Origin of the sequence: Bacteroides caecigallinarum (genome assembly GCF_021530995.1) — a bacterium.
GTDB lineage: Bacteria > Bacteroidota > Bacteroidia > Bacteroidales > Bacteroidaceae > Phocaeicola > Phocaeicola faecigallinarum.
In genome coordinates, this window is the sequence record NZ_JADYTF010000051.1 from 1 (window position 1) to 24,057 (window position 24,057).

21 protein-coding genes and 1 pseudogene are annotated in these 24,057 nt (G+C 45.0%); 18 read left to right on the plus strand and 4 right to left on the minus strand.

The annotated features are described in order from the left end of the window. The 5 genes from I6E24_RS08355 to rfbC all read left to right on the plus strand — a co-directional run. Nucleotides 1-669 (plus strand): GDP-mannose 4,6-dehydratase (locus tag I6E24_RS08355; RefSeq protein WP_235327814.1); only part of this gene is annotated, 669 nt, incomplete at its 5' end. Between the two features lie 92 nt (nt 670-761). Continuing rightward, nucleotides 762-1,997, plus strand: a complete 1,236-nt coding sequence (locus tag I6E24_RS08360; protein ID WP_235327816.1) for an adenylyltransferase/cytidyltransferase family protein — start codon at nt 762-764, stop codon at nt 1,995-1,997. Nucleotides 1,998-2,144: 147 nt separating this feature from the next. Next, a complete protein-coding gene (locus tag I6E24_RS08365) occupies nt 2,145-2,435 on the plus strand; it encodes a nucleotidyltransferase domain-containing protein (RefSeq protein ID WP_235327818.1) in 291 nt (96 codons plus the stop codon). 248 nt (nt 2,436-2,683) lie between these two features. Beyond that, complete coding sequence (rfbA, locus tag I6E24_RS08370; RefSeq protein ID WP_235327820.1) at nt 2,684-3,577, plus strand: glucose-1-phosphate thymidylyltransferase RfbA; 894 nt, start codon at nt 2,684-2,686, stop codon at nt 3,575-3,577. Further along, nucleotides 3,558-4,115 carry a dTDP-4-dehydrorhamnose 3,5-epimerase gene (gene rfbC / locus I6E24_RS08375; RefSeq protein WP_235327822.1) on the plus strand — a complete coding sequence of 186 codons (558 nt, stop codon included), beginning with the start codon at nt 3,558-3,560 and terminating at the stop codon, nt 4,113-4,115. The genes rfbA and rfbC overlap by 20 nt, the downstream gene beginning before the upstream one ends. On the opposite strand, the gene I6E24_RS08380 is transcribed toward rfbC, so the two are convergent. Further along, a complete protein-coding gene (locus tag I6E24_RS08380) occupies nt 4,112-5,308 on the minus strand; it encodes an acyloxyacyl hydrolase (RefSeq protein WP_235327824.1) in 1,197 nt (398 codons plus the stop codon). The genes rfbC and I6E24_RS08380 overlap by 4 nt on opposite strands. Before the next feature lie 11 nt (nt 5,309-5,319). After that, nucleotides 5,320-5,784, minus strand: coding sequence for a 2-amino-4-hydroxy-6-hydroxymethyldihydropteridine diphosphokinase (locus I6E24_RS08385; protein ID WP_235327826.1), 465 nt, complete (start codon nt 5,782-5,784; stop codon nt 5,320-5,322). Nucleotides 5,785-5,811: 27 nt separating this feature from the next. Between I6E24_RS08385 and I6E24_RS17360 the strand changes: the two genes are divergently transcribed. The 7 genes from I6E24_RS17360 to I6E24_RS08420 all read left to right on the plus strand — a co-directional run bounded on the left by I6E24_RS17360 (nt 5,812) and on the right by I6E24_RS08420 (nt 15,003). Next, a complete protein-coding gene (locus I6E24_RS17360) occupies nt 5,812-7,092 on the plus strand; it encodes a M16 family metallopeptidase (RefSeq protein WP_235327828.1) in 1,281 nt (426 codons plus the stop codon). Nucleotides 7,093-7,114: 22 nt separating this feature from the next. Continuing rightward, nucleotides 7,115-8,239 carry a phosphatidylinositol-4-phosphate 5-kinase gene (locus I6E24_RS08395; RefSeq protein ID WP_235327830.1) on the plus strand — a complete coding sequence of 375 codons (1,125 nt, stop codon included), beginning with the start codon at nt 7,115-7,117 and terminating at the stop codon, nt 8,237-8,239. Between the two features lie 149 nt (nt 8,240-8,388). Next, the gene (locus tag I6E24_RS08400) at nt 8,389-10,413 is read left to right on the plus strand and encodes an alpha amylase C-terminal domain-containing protein (protein WP_235327832.1); all 2,025 of its coding nucleotides are present in this window, start codon (nt 8,389-8,391) and stop codon (nt 10,411-10,413) included. Nucleotides 10,414-10,415: 2 nt separating this feature from the next. Further along, nucleotides 10,416-11,594, plus strand: a complete 1,179-nt coding sequence (locus I6E24_RS08405) for a DUF6057 family protein (RefSeq protein ID WP_235327834.1) — start codon at nt 10,416-10,418, stop codon at nt 11,592-11,594. Nucleotides 11,595-11,696: 102 nt separating this feature from the next. Beyond that, nucleotides 11,697-13,187 (plus strand): proline--tRNA ligase, encoded by a 1,491-nt coding sequence (gene proS / locus I6E24_RS08410; RefSeq protein ID WP_235327836.1) that lies wholly within the window; start codon nt 11,697-11,699, stop codon nt 13,185-13,187. A 149-nt stretch (nt 13,188-13,336) separates the two neighbouring features. After that, nucleotides 13,337-14,170, plus strand: coding sequence for a Nif3-like dinuclear metal center hexameric protein (locus I6E24_RS08415; protein ID WP_235327838.1), 834 nt, complete (start codon nt 13,337-13,339; stop codon nt 14,168-14,170). Nucleotides 14,171-14,175: 5 nt separating this feature from the next. Further along, complete coding sequence (locus I6E24_RS08420; RefSeq protein WP_235327840.1) at nt 14,176-15,003, plus strand: zinc ribbon domain-containing protein; 828 nt, start codon at nt 14,176-14,178, stop codon at nt 15,001-15,003. A gap of 127 nt (nt 15,004-15,130) precedes the next feature. Here I6E24_RS08420 and I6E24_RS08425 read toward each other — a convergent pair whose 3' ends face one another. Further along, a complete protein-coding gene (locus tag I6E24_RS08425; RefSeq protein WP_235327842.1) occupies nt 15,131-15,580 on the minus strand; it encodes a type I restriction enzyme HsdR N-terminal domain-containing protein in 450 nt (149 codons plus the stop codon). A gap of 128 nt (nt 15,581-15,708) precedes the next feature. On the opposite strand from I6E24_RS08425, the gene holA reads away from it, so the two are divergent. The 4 genes from holA (at nt 15,709) to I6E24_RS08445 (ending at nt 19,768) form a co-directional block, all read left to right on the plus strand. Continuing rightward, a complete protein-coding gene (gene holA, locus I6E24_RS08430) occupies nt 15,709-16,713 on the plus strand; it encodes a DNA polymerase III subunit delta (protein WP_235327844.1) in 1,005 nt (334 codons plus the stop codon). Nucleotides 16,714-17,395: 682 nt separating this feature from the next. Beyond that, on the plus strand, nt 17,396-17,899 hold the full coding sequence (locus I6E24_RS08435; RefSeq protein ID WP_235327846.1) for a helix-turn-helix domain-containing protein: 504 nt from the start codon (nt 17,396-17,398) through the stop codon (nt 17,897-17,899). A 193-nt stretch (nt 17,900-18,092) separates the two neighbouring features. After that, complete coding sequence (locus I6E24_RS08440) at nt 18,093-18,869, plus strand: dihydroorotate dehydrogenase electron transfer subunit (protein ID WP_235327848.1); 777 nt, start codon at nt 18,093-18,095, stop codon at nt 18,867-18,869. Next, complete coding sequence (locus I6E24_RS08445; RefSeq protein WP_235327850.1) at nt 18,857-19,768, plus strand: dihydroorotate dehydrogenase; 912 nt, start codon at nt 18,857-18,859, stop codon at nt 19,766-19,768. Before I6E24_RS08440 ends, I6E24_RS08445 begins: the two co-directional genes overlap by 13 nt. 126 nt (nt 19,769-19,894) lie before the next feature. On the opposite strand, the gene trmD is transcribed toward I6E24_RS08445, so the two are convergent. After that, complete coding sequence (gene trmD, locus I6E24_RS08450; RefSeq protein WP_235327852.1) at nt 19,895-20,572, minus strand: tRNA (guanosine(37)-N1)-methyltransferase TrmD; 678 nt, start codon at nt 20,570-20,572, stop codon at nt 19,895-19,897. Between the two features lie 123 nt (nt 20,573-20,695). Here trmD and ligA point away from each other — a divergent pair. Further along, nucleotides 20,696-22,693, plus strand: a pseudogene (ligA, locus tag I6E24_RS08455) (NAD-dependent DNA ligase LigA); the annotation flags it as partial. A gap of 230 nt (nt 22,694-22,923) precedes the next feature. After that, nucleotides 22,924-23,817 carry a 4-hydroxy-tetrahydrodipicolinate synthase gene (gene dapA / locus I6E24_RS08460; protein WP_235327854.1) on the plus strand — a complete coding sequence of 298 codons (894 nt, stop codon included), beginning with the start codon at nt 22,924-22,926 and terminating at the stop codon, nt 23,815-23,817. Nucleotides 23,818-24,057 lie beyond the last annotated feature (240 nt).

The following is a 24,057-nucleotide window of genomic DNA, read 5'->3' on the forward strand; positions in this document are numbered from 1 at the left end:
GTCCTAACTTGGCTTTTTCATTGCTTTTTCTGTCTTTCATTTTTTCAAGCCATCTTCCTAAAACGCCTATCTGCCAATAACTTTGCTACATTTTTCTGTTTATCACTTTTTATTCGTACTTTTGTAACTAGAAAGATTACTCTGGCTGCGGCACGTATAGCTCAGGGAAAGCAGGATTGTCTCTACTTAGGTAACTTGGATTCTCTGCGTGACTGGGGTTATGCGAAGGACTATGTGGAGTGTATGTGGCTGATTCTGCAGCAGGAGAAGCCGGAGGATTTCGTAATTGCTACGGGTGTGCAGCACTCGGTGCGTGAGTTTACGGATCTTGCTTTCCGCCATGCGGGCATTGAACTGAGATTCGAGGGTGAGGGACTGTACGAGAAGGGTATCTGTGTGTCGGTCAGCAATCCTGAAAACGGGCATCTGGTGGGCAAGACTCTGGTGGCGGTATCGGAGGATTTCTATCGTCCTACTGACGTAGTGAACCTGTGGGGAGACCCTACAAAAGCTAAGGCCAAACTGGGATGGAATCCGCAGACTACAAGCTTCGAGAAACTGGTGGAAATAATGGTGGAACATGATATGGCGAAGGTGGCTGCAGACAGTGTGGCTTCGAAGGTGAGAACAAACCTGGCTGAGTATCTGGAAAAAGGAATCGTGAAATAATTAATAGTTAATAATTAATAATTAAGAACTGAAAGTCGGCGAAGCCAACCAACGGTCAACGAAGTTAATTAAGGGGCTGACTGAGGTAGAGTATGAGAAATAAGAAAGTTTTCGTGAGCGGTTGTTATGACCTGCTGCACAGCGGACATGTGGAGTTCTTCCAGCAGGCTTCGAGATTCGGCGACCTGTATGTGGGTATCGGATCGGATGCGACGTATCTGGAATATAAACACAGGAAACCGATGTTCCCGCAGGAGGAGCGTCTGTTCATGGTGAGGAACATAAAGGCTGTGAAAGAGGCTTATATTAACGAGGGGCATGGGGTGATAGACTTCATACCGACTCTGGACATTGTGAAGCCGGATATCTTCGTGGTGAACGCGGAAGGTGGCAGCGAGGAGAAACGCAGGCTGTGTGAGGAACGCGGAATAGAGTACATCGAGCTGCAGCGCACTCCGCACGAGGGACTGGAGGCTAGAAGCTCGAGCTCGCTGAAGGCGGCTATGCAGAAGGCGGAGAACGAGGCGGGAGAGAGCAAGGGTATCCCAACGCGTCTGGATCTGGCGGGTACATGGATTGACCAGCCGTACGTGAGTGTGTATCATCCGGGATGGGCGATTACTATATCGCTGGAGCCTACCTTCGAGGTGAGGGAGAGGTGCGGACTGAGCACAAGCACCCGGAACATCATAAAGAAGATTTGGCCGGTGAAGATGCCTAATATGGATCCGGAGATGCTGGCTAGGCTGGTGTTCTGCTTCGAGAATAATCCGGAAAGGGAAGCGGGGCATATATCGGGGGCGCAGGATGCGATAGGTATATGCATTCCGGGGCTGTGCAGACACTATTATGACAATAACTTCTGGCCTAAGAAAGTGGAGATTTGCAGTGACGAGATGACTCTGAGGTTTCTGGAACAGCACCTGGTGATGGTTCCGATAGAGCCGAGGAAATCGGGATGCTCGGTGGTGGAAGGCAAGGACATAACCGTGGAGAAGGTGAAGGCTCTGGCGGATGCGGCAGACGCATGCTGGAAGGCTATTATGGGACGCAATCTGGAGGGCTTTGCAGCGGCGTATAAGGCCAGTTTCGAGGCGCAGACAGCTATGTTCCCGGGAATGATTAATCCGGCGTATATAGACTGTCCGCAGCAGGACAACAGTTTTATCAGTGATGCCATAGCGCACTACAGCGCAATGCCGGACGTGATGGCATGGAAGCTGGCAGGTGCAGGCGGTGGCGGATATCTGGCTCTGGTGGTGAAGGACGCAAAGGAATTCCTGAACAGACAGAGTGAGGTGATTGAGTTGCATATAAGAAGGGAATAAAGGAACAATCGACTGATAGAGGTACTCCCCCATATCCGGAAGAGTGAAGCCGGGTGTGGGGGAATTTTTCGTTTTTTTATAGTGGATATTTGGTTTTTAGAAAGAATTTAATTTCTTTTGTACAAAGGTATTTGTAAAAAATAAAGTATGCGTTTGAGCAGAAAGGAAATAGAAATAATACTGAAAGTAGCTAATGAGATATACGGCAAAGGAGTAAAAGTATATCTCTTCGGGTCACGCACAGATGAGAATAAACGCGGTGGCGACATAGACCTCCTTTTGCGTACACCTCAAAGCAATGGAGGCATACTGAAAAGAATACGAATGGCTGCCAGGCTGAAAGAACTGCTTGGAGACCAGAAAATAGACATTATCGGCGACCACGAGACATCTGTTGTAGCTCGTGAGGCATTATCAAAAGGTATATTACTGCAATGACAGAAAGAGAAAAAGTAATAAGAGAACGTATATGTACGTGAACTCAGAAACGAGATTGCTCATGACTATCCTATAGACGATCAGGAAGTGGTACAGGCTATAAACGAACTTATAAACAAAACTGATCTTCTGCTGGAAATATATAGAGAACTAATGAAAAGGTTTTATAGCGAGGAATAAACCTGTGAGAATAAACGCGGTGGCGAGGAACGTACGGGTGTGCGAAGAATTTGGATAAATGTATCTATATGAAAGGAATAGTACTGGCAGGTGGTAGCGGAACAAGGCTGTATCCCATCACCAAGGGAGTGAGCAAACAGATGCTCCCGATTTTTGACAAACCGATGATTTATTATCCTATATCTGTGCTGATGCTGGCGGGGATAAGGGAGATTCTGATAATATCGACTCCGTATGACTTGCCGGGATTCAAGCGTCTGCTGGGTGACGGTACGGAATTCGGAGTGAAATTTGAATATGCGGAACAGCCTAGTCCGGACGGGCTGGCACAGGCTTTCATAATAGGCGAGAAGTTTATTGGTGACGACTCGGCATGTCTGGTGCTGGGGGATAATATCTTCCATGGCGCGGGATTCAGCGGAATGCTGAAAGAGGCTGTACGCATGGCTGAGGAAGAGAAGAAGGCTACGATTTTCGGCTACTGGGTGAAGGATCCGGAACGCTACGGTGTGGCTGAATTCGACAAGGATGGCAACTGCCTGAGCATAGAGGAGAAACCGGAGAAACCGAAATCGAACTATGCGGTGGTGGGGCTGTATTTCTATCCGAACAAGGTGGTGGAAGTGGCCAAGAGCATCAAGCCGTCGGCACGTGGGGAACTGGAGATTACTACTGTGAACCAGCGTTTCCTGGAAGACGGAGAACTGATGGTAGAGACGCTGGGACGAGGATTTGCATGGCTGGACACGGGTACACACGATTCGCTGAGCGAGGCTTCGACTTATATAGAGGTGCTGGAGAAGAGGACGGGACTGAAAATAGCGTGTCTGGAGGGTATTGCATACCTCAAGGGATGGATAGACAAAGAGCAGATGAGAAAGAACGCACTGCCTATGCTGAAAAACCAGTATGGACAGTACTTAATGGAATTAATAGAAAAAAATGAATGTTATCAAGACTGATATAGAGGGGGTGGTGATAATAGAACCACGCATATTTACTGACGCAAGAGGGTATTTCTTTGAATCGTTCTCGGAAAGGGATTTCTGCAGGGAAGTGAGCGAGGTGAGGTTTGTACAGGACAATGAGAGCAAATCGGCTTACGGGGTGATGAGGGGACTGCACTTCCAGCGTCCGCCTTTCGCCCAGAGCAAACTGGTGAGGGTGACCAAGGGGGCTGTTCTGGATGTGGCGGTGGACATAAGAAAGGGTAGTCCGACATACGGCAAACATGTGGCGGTGGAACTGACGGAAGAGAACCACAGGCAGATGTTCATGCCCAAGGGTATAGCTCACGGATTCGCCGTATTGAGCGAGGAAGCTGTGTTCCAGTACAAATGTGACAACTTCTATGCTCCGCAGGCTGACGGGGGTATATGCATCACCGACGAGAGCCTGGGAATAGACTGGAAAATACCTATGGAGGCGGCTATAATGAGCGAAAAGGACAAGAAGCATCCTATGCTGAAGGATTTCGACAGCCCGTTTGAGTATATCTAGAGACATACCCCGAGATTGAACTGCATGGCATCTGCACGCAGAAGATGGGCATGGACATCATAGCTGACATAAAGAGGCGTAGAGGGGATGTAATAGCGTAGACCGATGGTTTCGTAATAGGGTTTTGCCATGGTCTCGCCCATCTGTCCCAAACGGCGGTGGAGGTACCAGCCAAAACCTGCACCGAGGGCTATACGACGGTAGCGGACTTCGTGACGGAGGGAGACTCCGAGCACATGGGGGCTGTAGTGATAGCCTGTAACGCCTTTGTTGCTGTCAATACGGGAGGCTTCGGCATAATAGCCGGCATACATATAGTCGAGGCTTATACCGGAACTGAACTTGAGATGATAACGGTACATGGCGGACAGCGAGGTGGCGAAGGAAGGACGCACAGGGAAATGGGCGGGAACTGTGGATGGTGACGACTGGTGGAGGTACCATGTCTCAATCATAGTGTGGAGATTGCAACCGGCACTGATATCGAAGTATATGCCTTTAGGGGAGTCCGTAGAGTTGTAGAGCCTGTAGGTAGGTTTCTCGTCGGCTGAAGGATAATAGCGTAATCCGATAGAGGTGCCGAGGGTATTGGCTCCTTTATTGGGACGGCTAAGAGCGGAGTTGGAGAAATGACGCAGTCCATACGCACACATGAACTCGAAACGGGGGTGGAACCGGAAAGCTGCGTACAGGCTGGTGGCAAAATAGATGGACAAGGGAGAACCGATGAACTCATTGTCGACATTGGAGGGATAGGAATAGGGCTGGGTGCAATAGCCTATGCCGTTGGATATGCTGTAGCCAAGGCGGAAGGAAGGGAGCTGGAGAAGGTCGCGGTTGAATCTGCCGTAGAGACCTATGATGTAGCCTATACAGGATGTATGGTCACGACCGGGACGTCCGAGTGTGGAACGGCTATAGTCCGAGAGGATGATACCTGCCTCGATGCCGGGATAGCCGAAGGTGAGATCGTAGGGGGTAGCTGTAGCGCTATCGGCACGATAGGTAGCGCTGAGAATGTAGCTGCCAAAACCGTTAGTGCGGATGAGATCCTTGCCGAACTTGTCGCCTGGTATGAGATGGCCACGCTCTAACCTGAAACCGTAAGAGAGATTGCGCATGAGATTCTGTGCTCCGGTGTACATGGACGTGAGGAGCATGATAAAGAGTGATATGAGTATGCGTGTATTCATAGCTGTAAGCTTTACTTTCCTGTGAGATAATCAAGGCCCTGACGGACGTAGGGTGCATGCATATCTTCGGACTTGAATATGGTGTCGCCATATCGCAGAAGATCAATATCGAGTGGTACGAGACCGGTGGATTTGGAGTCGGACGTGCGACCGCAGGATCTTTCCAGCTCCTTGAAACATGACCTGACAGAGGACATGGACATGGTGGTGGTGAAGAGGGCCACACGGTTGTGATAGTCGGGCACGGAACGGATCTTCCTGATATCGGGACTGACTATGACAGGACTCCAGCGTATGTCCGGAAACATACGGGTAAGAGCCTCGCAAGCCTTGTCCATATTGACTTCGGGACAGAGGTTGCTGCCAAGGCAGACAAGGCAGGTATGGGATGACATTGTGTTCATGAGTAATATAGTTATTGTATTCTTTTGCATTCTTTTGCATACAAATTTATGAATTTCTTCGTAAATTTGCATATCAATGATTAATTTATAATTTAAGGAGTGGACAGAAAGATTATTCCGGCTATCAAGGATATAGCCGATTTCAATATAGAAAGACCTGTCAGGAAGATTATGCCTAACGGCATGACAGCGAGCATTCTGGATACGGGAAAGGAAGACGTGATAAGACTGGACCTGGTGATGAGGTGCGGACAGCTGAACCAGAAATTCCCGCTGCAGGCGATGATGACAAACAGAATGCTGAGGGAAGGTACAGAGTGCATGTCGTCGGCACAGATTGCCGAGAAACTGGATTTCTACGGGGCATGGCTGGACCTGTCGTCGTCGGTGAACTGCGGATTCATAACCCTGTACTCGCTGGGAAAATTCTTTGACAAAACAATAGAAGTGCTGGCGGAGATGGTGAAACAGCCTGTATTCCCGGAAAGGGAACTGAGAATAGTGGCCGACACGAACAAGCAGATGTATATGGTAAACGCCCAGAGAGTGGAGGTTATGGCCAGGAAAAGGCTGAACGTGGAAATGTTCGGAGAGGGGCATCCGCTGGGAAGATTTGCCGAGGAGCAGGACTACGACAACCTGTCGGCGGATATGCTGAAGGAGTTCTACAGAGAGAATTACTCGAGCGACAACTGTACGCTGTTTGTTGCGGGAAAGGTGACGGAGAACGTGATGAAGAGAATAGAGGAGTGTCTGGGACAGGAGAAATGGGGTGCATGCGGCAAAAACACTGAACTGATGATTCCGGAGCCTACAGGAAAGACCGGAGAGATTGTGAAGGTGGAGAAAAAGGACGCAATGCAGAGCTCGGTGAAGCTGGGACTTTTCATGCCGGACAGAAAGCATAAGGATTTTCTGGACCTGAAGGTGATGAACACAATGCTGGGGGGATACTTCGGCAGCAGACTGATGAAGAATATCAGAGAGGACAAGGGATATACGTACGGAGTGGCATCGGGAATAGTGACATATCCGGGCACGAGCCTCTTGATTGTCAGTACGGAAACCGCAAACGAGTATGTGGAGGGTGTGCTGAAAGAGGTGAAAAACGAAATTGACAGGATGAAGAGTGAAATGCCGGACAAGGACGAACTGAATATGGTGAAGAACTATATGATGGGAGATATATGCCGGGCATATGAGAATACACTGTCAATATCGGAAGCATGGATATATGTGATGACAGCCGGACTGGAGGATGATTTCTTCGAAAAATCCATCGACTCTATCAGAAATATATCGGAAAAAAGAATCATGGAACTTGCCGACAAGTATCTGGACTGGAACAGTATGGCGAAGGTGGTGGCAGGTAATGTTTAACTATCAAAAAAAAACGGAAAAAATGAATGTACTGAAATACGGAATGGCGATATGCGCAATGATGATATGCGGGGCTGCTGAAGCGCAACTCTCTGTGGGATACTATAAATTCAAGAACGGGGCGGAATACTCGGGAGAACTGAAAAGAAGAAAACCAAACGGCATGGGAAGAACGGTATACCCGAACGGCGACATGTACGAAGGGCAGTATCTGAAAGGGAAAAGAGACGGACAGGGTACAATGATGCTGAACATTGGAGAAAGATACATAGGCGAATGGAAGGAGGACATGAAGCAGGGTGAGGGCACGTACTACTTCACCAACAACAATATGTACGTGGGAGCATGGGAGCAGGACCAGCAGGAAGGCAAAGGAAAGATGGACTACTTCAACGGCGACAAGTACGAGGGAGAATGGAGCAAAAGCAAAAGAAACGGACAGGGAAAATATGTCTGGGCAGGAGGAGCAGTGTACGAGGGACACTGGAAGAACGACCTGAAGGACGGATCGGGAAAAATGATCTGGGAGGACGGATCGCAGTATGAAGGACACTGGAAAAACGGATTCAGACACGGAAAAGGTACATTCACTTATACCAACGGAGACAAATATACCGGAGAATGGAAAGAGGACGTGCAGGACGGAAAAGGCGTGTACTACTTCCATAACGGAGAAAAATACGAAGGAGAATACGCCAACAGCGAAAGAACCGGAAAGGGCGTGTATACGTATCCGAACGGTGACATATACGAAGGTGAATTCAAGAACGGAAAACAGGATGGCCAGGGAGTATTCAAATGGGCGAACGGAGCCGTGTACGAAGGTGCATGGAGAGACAACGAAAGAAACGGACAGGGTAAATACATCTGGGCCAACGGAGATGTGTACGAAGGTGAATGGAAACACAATATGGCTGAAGGTACGGGAAAACTGTTCATGACGGACGGGTCGGTGTACGAAGGAAGTTTCGAAAGAGGTAAAGAACACGGAAAGGGTGTTATAAAGGAAAAAGACGGAACTGTGTTCGAAGGCGAATTCAAGAACGGAAAGAAGGACGGTGACTTCGTGGAAAAAGATGCCTCGGGAAAAATCATCAGAACGGGAACTTTTAAAAACGGAAGACTATTGGATGACAAAAAAATGTAAAACTTAAAGAAATACACTGTGTAAAGCTTTTTTTTATACTTTTTTCTTCCTTTTCTTGAAAAAATAATGTATTTTTGTAACAACCGGATTTAGTAATCTAAAAAACCTAAAAAAAAGAACCTAATAATAGAACCTAAAGTTGCATTAATATGGAAAAAGTTTTGAACATCATTAAGAATGATCCATGGCTGGAACCGTTTGCCAACGCAATAAACGGCAGACACGAAATGGTGCTGAGAAAAGAAAGGGAACTTACAAAAAGATGCTCGCTGGAGGATTTCGCTTCGGGACATCTTTACTTCGGCTTACATAAAATAAAAGAAGGAAAAGATACAAAATGGGTACTCAGAGAATGGGCACCTAACGCTACGGCCATATACCTGATTGGTGATTTCAACGGATGGAAAGAAACTCCGGAATTCAAACTGAACAAAGTAAAAAGAACCGAAAACTGGGAAATAGAACTGCCGGGCAAGCTCCTGAAACACGGAGACCTGTTCAAACTGAAAGTGTATTGGAGCAACGGCTGCGGAGAAAGAATCCCGGCATGGGCAACAAGGGTGGTGCAGGACGAAAATACAAAAATATTCAGCGCACAGGTATGGGATCCGGAAAAACCTTATAAATTCAAAAAGAAAGTGTTCCTGCCTAATGTGGGACCTCTGATGATATACGAATGTCATGTGGGTATGGCTCAGAACGAGGAAAAGGTGGGCACTTACAACGAATTCAGAGAAAACATTCTGCCTAGAATAGCCAAGGACGGATATAACTGCATCCAGATTATGGCCATACAGGAACATCCATATTATGGAAGCTTCGGATATCACGTGTCGAGCTTCTTCGCTCCATCTTCAAGATTCGGTACTCCGGACGAACTGAAACAACTTATCGATACAGCCCACCAGATGGGTATAGCGGTGATTATGGACATAGTACACTCGCACGCAGTGAAAAACGAAGTGGAAGGACTGGGTAACTTTGCGGGTGACCCACACCAGTATTTCTATCAGGGAGACAGAAGAGAGCATCCGGCATGGGACTCTCTATGCTTCGACTACGGAAAGAACCAGGTGCTGCACTTCCTGCTTTCGAACTGCAGATACTGGATGGAGGAATTCAAATTTGACGGATTCAGATTCGACGGTGTGACTTCGATGCTATATTACAGCCACGGACTGGGAGAGGCGTTCTGCAACTATGGTGACTACTACAACGGACACCAGGACGACAACGCCATCTGCTACCTGACTCTGGCAAACAAGCTTATACACTCGCTCAACCCAAGGGCTATTACCATAGCCGAAGAGGTGTCGGGAATGCCGGGACTGGCTGCTCCATTCGAGGACGGAGGATACGGATTCGACTACAGAATGGCAATGAACATTCCTGACTACTGGATCAAGATAATAAAGGAAAGAAGGGATGAGGACTGGAAACCGTCGAGTCTGCTATGGGAGGTGACTAACAGAAGAAAGGACGAAAAAACCATATCGTACTGCGAAAGCCATGACCAGGCACTGGTGGGTGACAAGACCATCATCTTCAGACTGTGTGACGCTGACATGTACTGGCACTTCAAGAAGGGTGACGAAAACGGAGTGGTACAGAGAGGTATAGCACTGCACAAGATGATAAGACTGCTTACGGCTTCGACTATTAACGGAGGATACCTGAACTTCATGGGTAATGAATTCGGTCATCCGGAATGGATTGACTTCCCGAGAGAAGGTAACGGATGGTCGTACAAATATGCCAGAAGACAATGGAACCTGGTGGACAACAAGGAACTGTGCTATCACTATCTGGGAGACTTCGACGAAAAGATGGTGGCTCTGATGAAGAGTGTGAGAAACATACAGAAGACGGATGTGGTGGAAGTATGGCACAATGACGGAGATCAGGTTCTGGCATACAGAAGAAAGGATCTGGTGTTCGTGTTCAACTTCAGCCCTACAAGGTCGTTCACAGATTACGGATTCCTGGTTCCGAAAGGTGAATATCAGGTGGTACTGAACACTGACAACAAGGATTTCGGAGGCTTCGGATTCAACGACGACTCGGTGAGACACTTTACATGCGCAGACCCTGTGTATGCCAAAGAGAAAAAAGAATGGCTCAAACTTTATCTGCCGGCAAGAACTGCTGTTGTCCTGAAGAGGATTAGTAAATGATTATGGGATGGAACAATAACAGATATAATAACAGATACTTAAAATATGACAGAAAGACTGCACGCCTGAGTTATCTGGTGTGCAGCCTGATGTTTTTAGCCTTTTCTACGGTGTATCTGGCCTTGTTCCAAAGGGACTTGCTGGAAGCTGTCCACCTGTCAATGGCTAAAGGAAACACGGAATTTAAGATTGTACCAGCAACAGCAGTCATCATAATTATACTGATGATTATGAAATGGGGACTTAACCTGCTGATGAGACTCAGAGGGAAAGTGCATGCACTGGCATATCTGCCTTCGTTCATGGGACTGGTGGCACTGACAGGATTCGGCAGGGATGTATACATGGGAGAGTCATACCACGCATGGTGGTGGATGATGCCGGCTGCAACAGCCGTGTTCGTGACGGTAATGACGCTGATAAGAGTGTTTGGCAGAACAGGCAATAATAGTTCCGAAATGATACAGACAGTGATGTGGAACGTGACACTGATGACGGCAATGAGTGTGGCTACGGTGTGTCTGGGAAACACGGACAGATATTTCCATAACGAACTGAGAATGGAGAGCCTGATGGCTAAAGGCAATAATGAAGAGGTCATGAGAGTGGCCGGGAAATCGCTCAGGACTACAAGAACAATGACCGCACTGAGGATGATGGCCATGACGAAAATGGGGAAAGCAGGAGAAGAGGTGTTCAGATATCCGCAATACTATAATGTGGAAGGAATGTTCTTCGATGAAGACTCGACAAAAACACTGAGATATACAAACGATTCGATATACTGCATGCTGGGAGGAGTACCCAAATATGGCGAAAGCAGGATGGAGTATCTGAAAAGAATGGCCGGAGAGAAGGACAGCTGCGGATATGCAAAGACTTACTATCTGACTGGACTGATGCTGGACAAAGATCTGGAAGGATTTGCAAATGCACTGAAACGATATGGAATAAAAGGCGACTCGCTGCAAAGATACCAAAAGGAAGCGGCACTGATGTATAAGGCAATGAACCCGAAATGGAAATATGAAATTGAGGACAAGGACAGTGTGTTCCACATGGCAAGAAAAAGGTATCTGGAGAGGAAAACGGAAAGATACAAATCGGAATACGAGGAAAGAAACATAATGAGAAGAGAGTTCGGAGATACTTTCTGGTGGTATTACGACTATCAGGAATAACTTTTTTGGCGTACAGAATGATACTGTACGCTTTTTTTATTAATTTTGCACTCTCATAAAATCAAATATCAAAAAAGCTATCTAAATAATAAAATAACAGCTATGGCTAAAGAACTGAAAGAACTTACCAAAAGAAGTGAAAACTATTCACAATGGTATAATGACCTGGTGGTGAAGGCTGATCTGGCTGAACAGTCGCCGGTGAGAGGATGTATGGTGATTAAACCTTACGGATATGCTATCTGGGAAAAGATGCAGAGACAACTGGACGATATGTTCAAGGCAACAGGACACGTGAACGCGTACTTCCCGCTGCTTATTCCTAAATCATACCTGAGCCGCGAAGCTGAACACGTGGAAGGTTTCGCTAAGGAATGTGCCGTAGTGACTCACTACAGACTGAAAAATGCCGAAGACGGTTCGGGAGTTATCGTAGATCCTAACGCAAAACTTGAAGAGGAACTTATAATCAGACCGACTTCGGAAACTATCATATGGAGTACGTACAAGAACTGGATTAACTCGTACAGAGACCTGCCTATACTGTGTAACCAGTGGGCTAACGTAATGAGATGGGAAATGCGTACACGCCTGTTCCTGCGTACTGCTGAGTTCCTGTGGCAGGAAGGTCACACTGCGCACGCTACAAGAGAGGAAGCTGAAGCTGAAGCTCAGAAGATGCTGCACGTGTATGGTGACTTTGCAGAGAAATTCATGGCTGTGCCTGTAATAAAGGGTGTGAAATCGGCTAACGAACGTTTTGCAGGAGCACTGGACACTTACACTATAGAAGGACTGATGCAGGACGGTAAGGCACTGCAGTGCGGTACTTCACACTTCCTGGGACAGAACTTCGCAAAGGCATTCAACGTACAGTTCGTGGACAAGAACAACAAGCTGGATTACGTTTGGGCTACTTCATGGGGTGTATCTACACGTCTGATGGGTGCGCTGATAATGACTCACTCGGACGACAACGGTCTGGTACTTCCTCCGCATCTGGCTCCTATACAGGTGGTTATCGTTCCTATCTACAAGAACGAGGAACAGCTGAACCAGATTAACGAGAAAGTTGGCGGCATAGTGAACAAGCTGAGAAGCATGGGTATCTCTGTGAAATATGACAACGCTGACAACAAGCGTCCTGGATTCAAATTCGCTGACTACGAGCTGAAGGGTGTGCCTGTGAGACTGGTAATGGGCGGACGCGACCTGGAAAACAATACTATGGAGGTTATGCGTCGTGATACTCTGGAGAAAGAAACCCGTTCATGCGACGGCATAGAGGAATATGTAAAGAATCTGCTTGAGGAAATTCAGGAAAATATCTACCAGAAGGCTCTGAAATACAGAAACGAGCATATCGTGAAGGTGGATACTTACGATGAGTTCAAGGAACAGATTGAGAAGGGTGGATTCATCCTGGCTCACTGGGACGGTACCCCGGAAACTGAAGACCGCATCAAGGAAGAGACAAAGGCTACTATCAGATGTCTGCCTTTCGAAGCTGACGAGGAAAGCCTGACTCCGGGTGTGGATATGGTGACCGGAAAGCCTTCGGCAAGAAGAGTATTGTTTGCTAGAGCATATTGATTTCACACGAAATTACATATATATGAGAGAAACGGCGTAGGCTTGAAGGAGCTTACGCCGTTTCTTTGCAAAAAAAACTTAATTTTTACCTTCCCGTAATTTATTCAACGCAGTTTGTTTGTATTTTTGCAGTGAATTTATTCGCAAATATGAAAATTAAGGAAATTATTGACGCCCTTGAGATATTCGCGCCTCTGCCCCTGCAAGACGGATTTGATAATGCCGGACTGCAAGTGGGATTGACAGACGTGGAAGCTGCAGGGGCTTTGTTGTGTCTGGACGTTACTGAAGACGTGGTGGAAGAGGCTATAAACCAGGGAATTAACCTGATTATCTCGCACCATCCGCTGATGTTCAGAGGATATAAATCGATTACAGGCAAGGATTATACGGAAAGGTGTATAATGAATGCCATCAAAAACGAAATAACAGTGTATGCAATGCATACGAACCTGGACAATGCACCGAACGGGGTGAACTACATGATAGCCGAGAAAATCGGGTTGAAGAACGTGAGAGTGCTGGATCCGAAGGAGTATATGCAGCAGGACGGAGGAAACGATGCTCAGCAGGGAAACAGCATGGGCGAATGGCTGACGGCAGGAGCTGGAGCCATAGGCGAGCTGGAGGAACCTATGACGGAGACAGAGTTTCTGAAACATGTGAAGAAGACTTTCGAGGCTGGATGCGTAAAACACACGAAACTGACGGGAAGACTGATTTCGAAGGTGGCCCTATGTGGAGGTGCAGGCGCTTTCCTGATGGAAAAGGCGGTGAAGGAACATGCGGACGCTTTCGTGACGGGAGAAATAAAATATCATGACTATTTCTACTATGAGGACAGCATTCTGGCTACGGAAATAGGACACTACGAAAGCGAACAATACACTAAGGATATCATAAGAATGATACTGAGAAGAAAATTCCCGAACCTGAGAATTGAAATGACAAGAATTAATACGAACCCTATAAAATATTTATAAGAATTATGGCTAAAGAAGTAAAAAAAGACATTCCGGAAATTAGCGTAGAACAGAAACTTACAGCTCTGTATAAACTACAGACCATCCTTTCGGAAATGGATAAAATCAAAACTCTCAGAGGGGAGTTGCCACTGGAAGTCAGAGACCTGGAAGACGAAATAACAGGACTGAACACTCGTATTGAAAAAATCAAACACGAAATAGAAGAACTGAAGCAGAATGTAGCTACAAGAAAAATTGACATCGAAGCGGCTAAGGCTTCTATAGAAAAATATAAGGCACAGCAGGACAACGTGAGAAACAACCGCGAGTTTGACGTGCTGACAAAGGAAATCGAATTCCAGTCGCTGGAAGTGGAACTCAACGAAAAGAGAATCAGAGAGGCAAATGCTTCAGTCAAGGCGAAGGAAGAGGAAATTGTAAAGAGTGAAAACGCTCTGCAGGAAAGAACAAAAGACCTGGAAGACAAGAAGAACGAACTTGATGAAATTGTGGCTGAAACAAAACAGGAAGAAGAAAGACTGAGAGAAAACGCTAAAAGCATTGAAAGCACTATCGAACCAAGATTGCTTCAGGCTTTCAAACGTATCAGAGCTAATTCAAGAAACGGTCTTGGAATCACTTACGTACAGAGAGGTGCATGTGGAGGATGCTTCAACAAGATTCCGGCACAGAGACAGCTTGATGTACGCATGAGAAAGAAAATCATAGTATGCGAATACTGCGGTAGAATCATGGTTGACCAGGAACTGGCAGGTGTGGCTCCTACAGCAACTGAAACTGTAAAGGAAACCAAGCCAAGAAGATCAAGACTTTCAAGCTCGGCTGAATAACAGACAGATAAATACTTAATGAACAAGGCAGAACCGTAATGATGTTTTTTTGTAAAACATTTTTTACGGTTCTGCCTTTGTCTTTATGATTACCTTTGGTGTGATGGTCTTCGGATCAGATTTTTCCTTATAATTCGGAATAATGTGGAACGGAGGTAAGGAAGGTACAGCTGCCTGAGTTATAATCGACACGGCAGCAGTAATGATTGATGCCGTTGCTCACTATGAGATAGTCTACACGAAGAACAATGTTGTAACGGAGTATCTGATTGAAAACCTCGCGGGTAAGAGGAATGTCGGATGCTTTGTACTCAACAATCATACGGGGAGACAGGGATGAATCGTATAGAACAGTGTCGCAACGACGGGAACATCCGTTGAGATTGATGGCAACCTCATTGGCCAAAAGCCCGGAGGGATAACCAAGATGGTGGATGAGATAATGGACAAAATGCTGACGTACCCATTCTTCGGGAGTAAGGGCAACGTATTTCCTGCGCAGGATATCGAATATATACTTCCTGCCGTCGCGCTCGGAAATTTTAAATGTGGCTGATGGAAGGTTTAATGATAACATTTCGTATATTTGCAATTAAAGTTATAACCGTCGGGATTTTGTAACGGAAATTTATCAGGAACAAAATTAATAAAACCGATTGAAACAAGAAAACCTGGAATAAACAAATTAAAGGACTGACAACAGCAATGACATACGAAGAAATAGCCAAAGACATAAAAAACGGAAAATTCGCACCGGTATATCTGCTGATGGGTGAAGAAGATTACTATATAGACAGAATAGCTGACTACATAGTGGAAAAGGCACTGAACGAAAACGAGAGAGAATTCAACCTGACAGTGATGTACGGACTGGACACGGAAATGGCAACAATAGTGAACAACGCGAAACGTTATCCGATGATGGCCGATCATCAGGTGGTGGTGGTGAAGGAAGCACAGAACCTGAGAGGATGGGACGAACTGGGTTTCTACATGCAGAAACCACTGGAAAGTACTATCTTGGTGATATGCTACAAACATGGCACACTGGACAGAAGAAAGAAGGTTGTGGCGGAGATTGAAAAGAAAGGTGTGGTGTTCGAATCGAAGAAGCTGAAGGAAAACATGCTGCCAGGGTTTATATCGGCTTACCTGAAAAGAAAGAAGATGGATATAGAAGATCAGGCATCCGAACTGCTGGCTGAATTTGTGGGAAACGACCTGAACAGACTGGCAGGGGAACTGGAAAAGCTTATCATCACAATGCCGAAAGGGAAAAACAGAATAACTCCGGAGGAAATAGAGAAGAATATCGGCATAAGCAAGGATTACAACAACTTCGAACTTAAGAATGCCATAATAGCAAAGGATGTGCTCAAGGCAAACAAGATAGTGAAATATTTCAACGACAATCCGAAGAACAATCCGATACAACCCACACTGACACTTCTGTTCAATTATTTCTCGAATCTGATGGTGGCCTTTTATGCTCCCGAAAGATCGGAAAACGGAGTGGCTGCATACCTGGGCCTGAAATCGCCATGGCAGGCAAAAGAGTATCTGCTGGGCATGAGGGCTTATTCGGGAGTCAAGGTGATGAACATAATAACGCAAATAAGGCTCTGTGACGCACGTTCGAAAGGAATAGGTAATGTAACACTTACGCCGGGAGAAATGCTCAGAGAACTCGTCTATTTCATTCTACACTGATATTTACAACTGATTAATACTTCAAGAAGCTTTATCCGATGAGGATAAGGCTTTTTTTGTGCATATACGTAAACAAGGCTGAGATTTTAAAATTTACGGACAAGTGTACATTTGGACGAAAATTTTCAATTCTCAGCCATTTGGAGAAAAAACAGAGAAAGAGTTTACATCTGTATATAGAATTGCGGTTTAATTATGTAAATTACAATTGTAATTTGATTACAGTTGTATAGAAAAGGAATGTGAATTTGACATTGATAATGTGATTTACAAATGTAATAGGGGAGAGTAGACCTTTGTAACGTAACAGAGGATGCATACTTTATAAATGTAAATGTATATTATTTCATACAGTATTTTATATGTTATATCACTGTATTCCAATGATATAAACATGTATAGATATAATTGACTTGAACAAATATACAGATATACAGGAATAACAGGCAGAAAATGGGCTGTATACAAATATATAACGATATAATATTCAAATTATCAGTACTTTATAGGGTATTTACAAATGTTTTATTTAAACAAATTACACATGTAAATTACAATTCTACTTTACAATTGACAATTGTATTTACGTCTGTATACTTTACATTTATGTATGTAAATTTGCTTATGTAAATTCTTATGTTTACCTTTGTAACATTATTAAAACTGATAATTCCATTTGTAAATGAAGGACAGAATAATCCAAATCATGCGTTCGGTAGGTCTAAGCAACGCTGATTTTGCAGAAAAAATAGGAATTTCCACTTCATCGCTATCACACATATTCAGCGGAAGAAACAATCCGAGCCTGGATATGGTAAAGCGACTTCACAAGTCTTTTCCTGACATAAGCCTGAACTGGATAATGTACGGTGAAGGCAGCATGTACATGAACGAAGCAGGAAATGGCACTACGGACAGTAGCAGATCCGGTCAGACAGACTTTGGCCAGGAAACTACGGGCGGCATGCCACTGTTTGAAAACGCCGAGAATCCGGAAAATACGGGTAGCGGGCAGTTTTATTTCGATTTTCGCAAGGAGAAAACATCAGAAACGCCTGTTTATACACATAAAGAATCTGAAAAAGAGGTTGTTAGATACATAGAAAAGCCTGCTCCGAAAATCACTGAAATAAGAATATTCTACGATAACGGTACTTTCGAGGTATTCAAACCGGACAACAAGTAAAGAGCGGACTGAACTTTCAATAAAAAAATACCGATTTGCCACAGGGCTACACCTTATATATAAAGGGAAATGAGTATCTTTGGATAAGATAGGCTGCACCTCGGAATTAAAAGTTGAAAACCATGTTTTCACTTTGTACTTCACTCGGTTTGCACTATCTTTGCATTACAAAACGATTTTTATCCGGTTTTTTATGAAAAAATACATTTTAGATTTGACTGTAACTGAGAACGTACGTCTGCACAACAACTATGTTCTCATAAAGCTGACACAGGACAAGCCACTTCCTGAAATGCTTCCCGGACAATTTGCAGAAATAAGAATTGATGGTTCGAACACCACTTTCCTGCGTCGTCCGATTTCGATAAACTACGTAGACCGCACTACTAACGAGGTGTGGTTCCTTGTACAGCTGGTGGGCGACGGCACAAGACAGCTGGCTACAGTGAAAAAAGGTGATACAGTAAACGTAGTACTTCCTTTGGGCAACGGATTCTCTATGCCTGAAAACAATGAAAAGAAACTCCTGCTGGTAGGCGGAGGTGTGGGAACTGCTCCTATGCTTTACATGGGCGAGGCTCTTAAGAAGATGGGTTGCAAGCCTGTGTTCCTGCTGGGTGCACGTTCGGCAAACGATCTTCTGCAACTGGATGAATTCAAGGCTCTGGGCGATGTGTATACCACAACAGAAGACGGTTCGGCTGGCGAAAAAGGATATGTGACTATGCACAGCATCCTGAAATCGACTAAATTCGACATGATATATACTTGCGGTCCGAAACCTATGATGATGGCTGTGGCTAAATATGCAAAGGAAAACGACATAGAGTGTGAAGTATCGCTTGAGAATACAATGGCATGCGGTGTAGGTGCATGTCTGTGCTGCGTGGAGAACACTCAGGAAGGTCATGTGTGTGTATGTAAAGAGGGTCCTGTATTTAATTATAAGAAGTTATTATGGCAGATTTGAGCGTAAACATTGGCAAGCTGAATATGGCTAACCCGGTGATGACTGCATCGGGAACTTTCGGCTACGGTCTGGAATTCGAGGATTTCGTTGACCTGGAAAGAATTGGTGGTATCATAGTGAAGGGTACAACACTGCATCACCGCGAAGGTAACCCTTATCCGCGTATGGCGGAAACTCCGATGGGTATGCTCAATGCAGTAGGTCTGCAGAACAAGGGTGTGCACTATTTCGTGGAAAACATCTATCCGAAAATCAAGGATATCAAGACTAATATGATAGTGAACGTGTCGGGCTCGCAGATTGAAGACTATGCAGAGACTGCACGTATCATCAACGAATTGGAGAACATTCCGGCTATAGAGCTGAACATCTCATGCCCTAACGTGAAACAGGGAGGTATGGCATTCGGTGTGACTGCAAAGGGTGCCGAAGAAGTTGTGAAAGCAGTAAGAGATGTTTACAAGAAGACTCTTATTGTGAAGCTCTCGCCTAACGTTACAGATATTACTGAGATAGCTCGTGCTGCTGAAGGAGCAGGTGCGGACAGCGTATCGCTTATCAATACTTTACTGGGTATGGCTATCAATGCTGAGAAACGCAAACCGGTACTTTCGACTATCACCGGTGGTATGAGCGGTGCCGCTGTGAAACCTATCGCCCTGAGAATGGTATGGCAGGTAGCTAAGGCTGTGAATATTCCGGTAATCGGACTGGGCGGTATAATGAACTGGAGAGACGCTGTAGAATTCATGCTGGCAGGTGCAACTGCCATCCAGATTGGTACTGCAAACTTTATAGATCCTGCAATTACAGTGAAAGTGGCTGAAGGTATAAACGATTATCTGGAACGCCACGGTTACTCTTCGGTACGCGATATTATCGGGGCACTGGAAGTGTAAGATTAGATAAAGCAGAGGAAGTTCTTAACTTCTCATTATATAATAATAAATCCCGTGAAACTCAGGTTCCACGGGATTTATTATTTTGTACCTTATTATATACTACAATACTTTTTCTAAAAGAAATCATTCCCCAAGCAAGTCCGGACGCAGGCGTTTGGTACGTTCGAGCGACTGCTGGAATTCCCATTCGCGTATCTTGGCTTCATGACCAGAAAGAAGGATATCAGGCACTTTCCAGCCTTTGTATTCTGCCGGGCGTGTATATACGGGAGGAGCCAGAAGGTTGTCCTGGAAAGAGTCGGACAAAGCAGACTGTTCGTCGGAAATCACTCCCGGAATGATACGTACGATGGCATCGGTGATGACTGCAGCGGCAAGTTCGCCACCGGTGAGAACGTAGTCGCCTATGCTTATCTCCTTAGTGATGAAATGTTCGCGGATACGATAGTCGATACCCTTGAAATGACCGCACAGAATCATGAGGTTTTCCTGCATGGAAAGACTGTTTGCCATAGGCTGGTCGAACTTCTCGCCATCGGGACTTGTAAAGATTATTTCATCATAATGACGCTGTTCCTTCAGCGCTGTGATACAACGGTCGATAGGCTCTATCTTCATCACCATACCGGCACATCCGCCGAAAGGATAATCATCTACACGGCGGTATTTGTCGAGAGTATAGTCACGGAGATTGTGTATATGAATCTCGGCAATACCTTTTTTCTGGGCACGGCTCATTATAGAGCAGTTGAAGAAGCCTTCTATCATCTCAGGCAAAACGGTTATAATGTCTATTCTCATATATAGTTGTTGGGTTTTTAGTTCTTAGTTGTTAGTAGTTGCAAAAATACACATTATCATCCGTACATATAGCGGCTGGATGAGTTTTTTTGCTAAATTTGCATTACTAACATCGTAAATATTATGACAAATCCTGAAATTGAAAGAATATATAAACTGCGTGAAGAACTTCACACACATAATTATAATTACTATGTATTGAACTCGCCTGTGATAAGCGACATCGAATTTGACCATCTGATGCGCGAACTGCAGGATCTGGAAGCTAAGTATCCGGAGACGTATGACGAGAACTCGCCTACAATGAGAGTGGGAAGCGACATCAGTAAAGAATTCGTACAAGTGGAGCATAAATATCCCATGCTGTCGCTGGGAAACACATATTCGGAAGAAGAAGTGACAGACTTCTACGAAAGAGTTAGAAAATCACTGAACGAGGAGTTTGAGATATGCTGCGAGATGAAGTTTGACGGAACCTCAATATCGCTCACATACGAAGACGGAAAGCTGGTAAGGGCTGTGACACGAGGCGACGGAGTGAAGGGCGACGACGTGACAAACAACGTAAAGACAATACGTACAGTGCCACTGGTGCTGAAGGGAGACAACTATCCAAAGGAATTCGAAATACGCGGAGAGATACTTATGCCGTGGGAAGTGTTCGAAAATCTGAACAGAGAACGTGAGGCTAAAGAGGAACCACTATTTGCCAATCCCAGAAACGCTGCTTCGGGAACACTGAAACAACAGAACTCAGCAGTAGTGGCATCAAGAAAACTTGACGCTTACCTGTACTATCTGCTCGGCGAGAACCTGCCATGCGACGGACACTACGAAAACCTGCAGGAAGCACGCAAATGGGGTTTCAAGATATCGGACACAATGCGCAAGGTGAAGACTCTGCAGGAGGTTTTCGACTTCATAAAATACTGGGATACGGAAAGAAAGAACCTGCCTGTAGCCACAGACGGAATAGTACTGAAAGTGAACTCCATCAGACAGCAGAAAAACCTGGGATACACAGCCAAATCGCCACGATGGGCAATAGCATATAAATTTCAGGCAGAAAAGGCACTAACGAAACTACAGAAGGTGACATACCAGGTTGGGCGTACGGGAGCCATAACTCCGGTGGCAAACCTTGACCCTGTGCAACTTTCGGGAACGATAGTGAAAAGGGCATCACTTCATAACGCAGACATCATAGAGAGTCTGGATCTGCACGAGGGTGACATGGTGTACGTGGAAAAGGGTGGAGAGATAATCCCGAAAATAACCGGAGTGGACATGGCTTCAAGAACTCCTGACAGCAAACCGGTGAGATTCATCACGCACTGTCCGGAATGCGGAGAGCCACTTACACGATTCGACGACGAAGCGGCACACTACTGTACGAACGAAGATTCATGTCCTCCGCAGATAAAAGGTAAAATAGAGCATTTCATAAGCCGCAAGGCAATGAACATAGAAGGTCTGGGACCGGAGACAGTGGACCTGTTCTATCAGGAAGGAATGATAAACAACGCAGCCGATCTGTATACACTTAAGGAACAGGAAATAGCACGTCTGGAACGTTTTGGAGAAAAATCTGCACAGAATATCATGGCAGGTCTTGAAGCATCCAGACAGGTCAGCTTCGAGAGAGTACTGTTTGCACTGGGAATAAGATTCGTGGGTGAAACAGTGGCCAAAAAACTAGCCAGATCAATAAAAAATATTGACACCCTGATGACTGCCACAAAAGAAGAACTGATGGCTATAGACGAGATAGGAGAGAAAATAGCGGAGAGCATCATACACTTCTTCAGCAGCGAGAAGAACCGCGAACTGGTGGAAAGGCTGAAGGCGGCAGGACTGAAAATGGAGATGGATGCCGAAGAGACAGCAGCACTGTCAAACATTCTGGAAGGACAGTCGGTGGTGATAAGCGGAGTATTCGCAGTACACTCAAGAGATGAATACAAAGATATCATAGAGAAGCACGGAGGAAAGAATGTGGGCAGCATATCGAAGAAAACAAGTTTCATCCTGGCCGGCGAAAATATGGGACCAAGCAAGCTGGAAAAGGCTCAGAAGCTGGGTATAAGGATTATGGACGAAAATGAATTTCTGAAGCTCATAGAAAGTGCTGAAAAGACCACTGTAAGCATGGATATACCTGAAGAAAACAATACGGTGGACACTGCGGCAAAGAATGCGGAAGAAAAACCGCAAAAAGCCAACAAGAACATTCAGCTGGAATTGTTTTAGTTCAAAATTTTACCCACATAACCAAAAAAAGTAATAGAAAAATAGTTTTAAAAGAAAATATTCGTACTTTTGTAACTCACAAACGAGGAATTCATTAAATTATGATACGAAAAAGATTGAAAGGAATGGGAGTGGCACTAATCACGCCATTCAAAGAAGACGGAAGCGTTGATTATGATTCATTGCTCAGACTAGTGGAATATCAGGTGCAGAACGGAATAGATTTTCTCTGTGTGCTGGGTACAACAGCAGAAACTCCTACACTGACAGCCGAAGAGAAAAAGAAAATCAAATCACTTGTAATAGAGAGAGTTAACGGACGTGTTCCTATACTTTTGGGCGTTGGAAGCAACTGTACACAGACTGTGATCGACACTATAAAGAACGAAGATATGACAGGAGTAGACGCTCTGCTGATAGCTGTGCCTTACTATAACAAACCTTCACAGGAAGGTATTTACCAGCACTATAAGGCTATAGCACAGTCTACAAAGCTTCCTATAGTACTATATAATGTCCCGGGACGTACAGGTGTAAACATGACTGCAGCCACAACATTGAGACTGGCTCATGATTTCGACAATATAGTGGCTATAAAAGAAGCTTCGGGTGATATCTCGCAAATGGACGAAATTATAAAGAAGAAACCTGCAAACTTCGATGTAATATCTGGAGATGACGGAATTACATTCCCGCTGATTACATTGGGAGCTGTAGGCGTAATTTCTGTAATCGGAAACGCATTCCCTAAAGAATTCAGCCGCATGACAAGACTTGCACTGGCAGGCGACTATAACAATGCGCTCACTATACATCACCAGTTTACTGAACTGTTCAAACTACTGTTCGTTGACGGAAATCCTGCTGGAGTGAAAGCAATGCTCAGCATGATGGGTATGATAGAAAACAAACTGAGACTTCCATTGGTTCCTACAAGAATCACTACTTACGAGGAAATGCGTAAAGTACTGGAAGGACTGAAAGTGAAATGCTAGTTAAAAATTATATACATTATTATCTTCTTAATAAAAATGCTTTGACATCCACATTGAAAGATGTCAAAGCATTTTTTATTATTCCTCAGATTGCAGAATTTACTGCCAGATATCTGATTTCTCAGAAAAATTGAATTCTCAGCAATTAAAAAATAAATATAGATATTAGAAGTACGCAGAAAGGGAAGTCCCTTTATAATCCCATATTTCTAATTAAACATAATACCGATTATATAACTT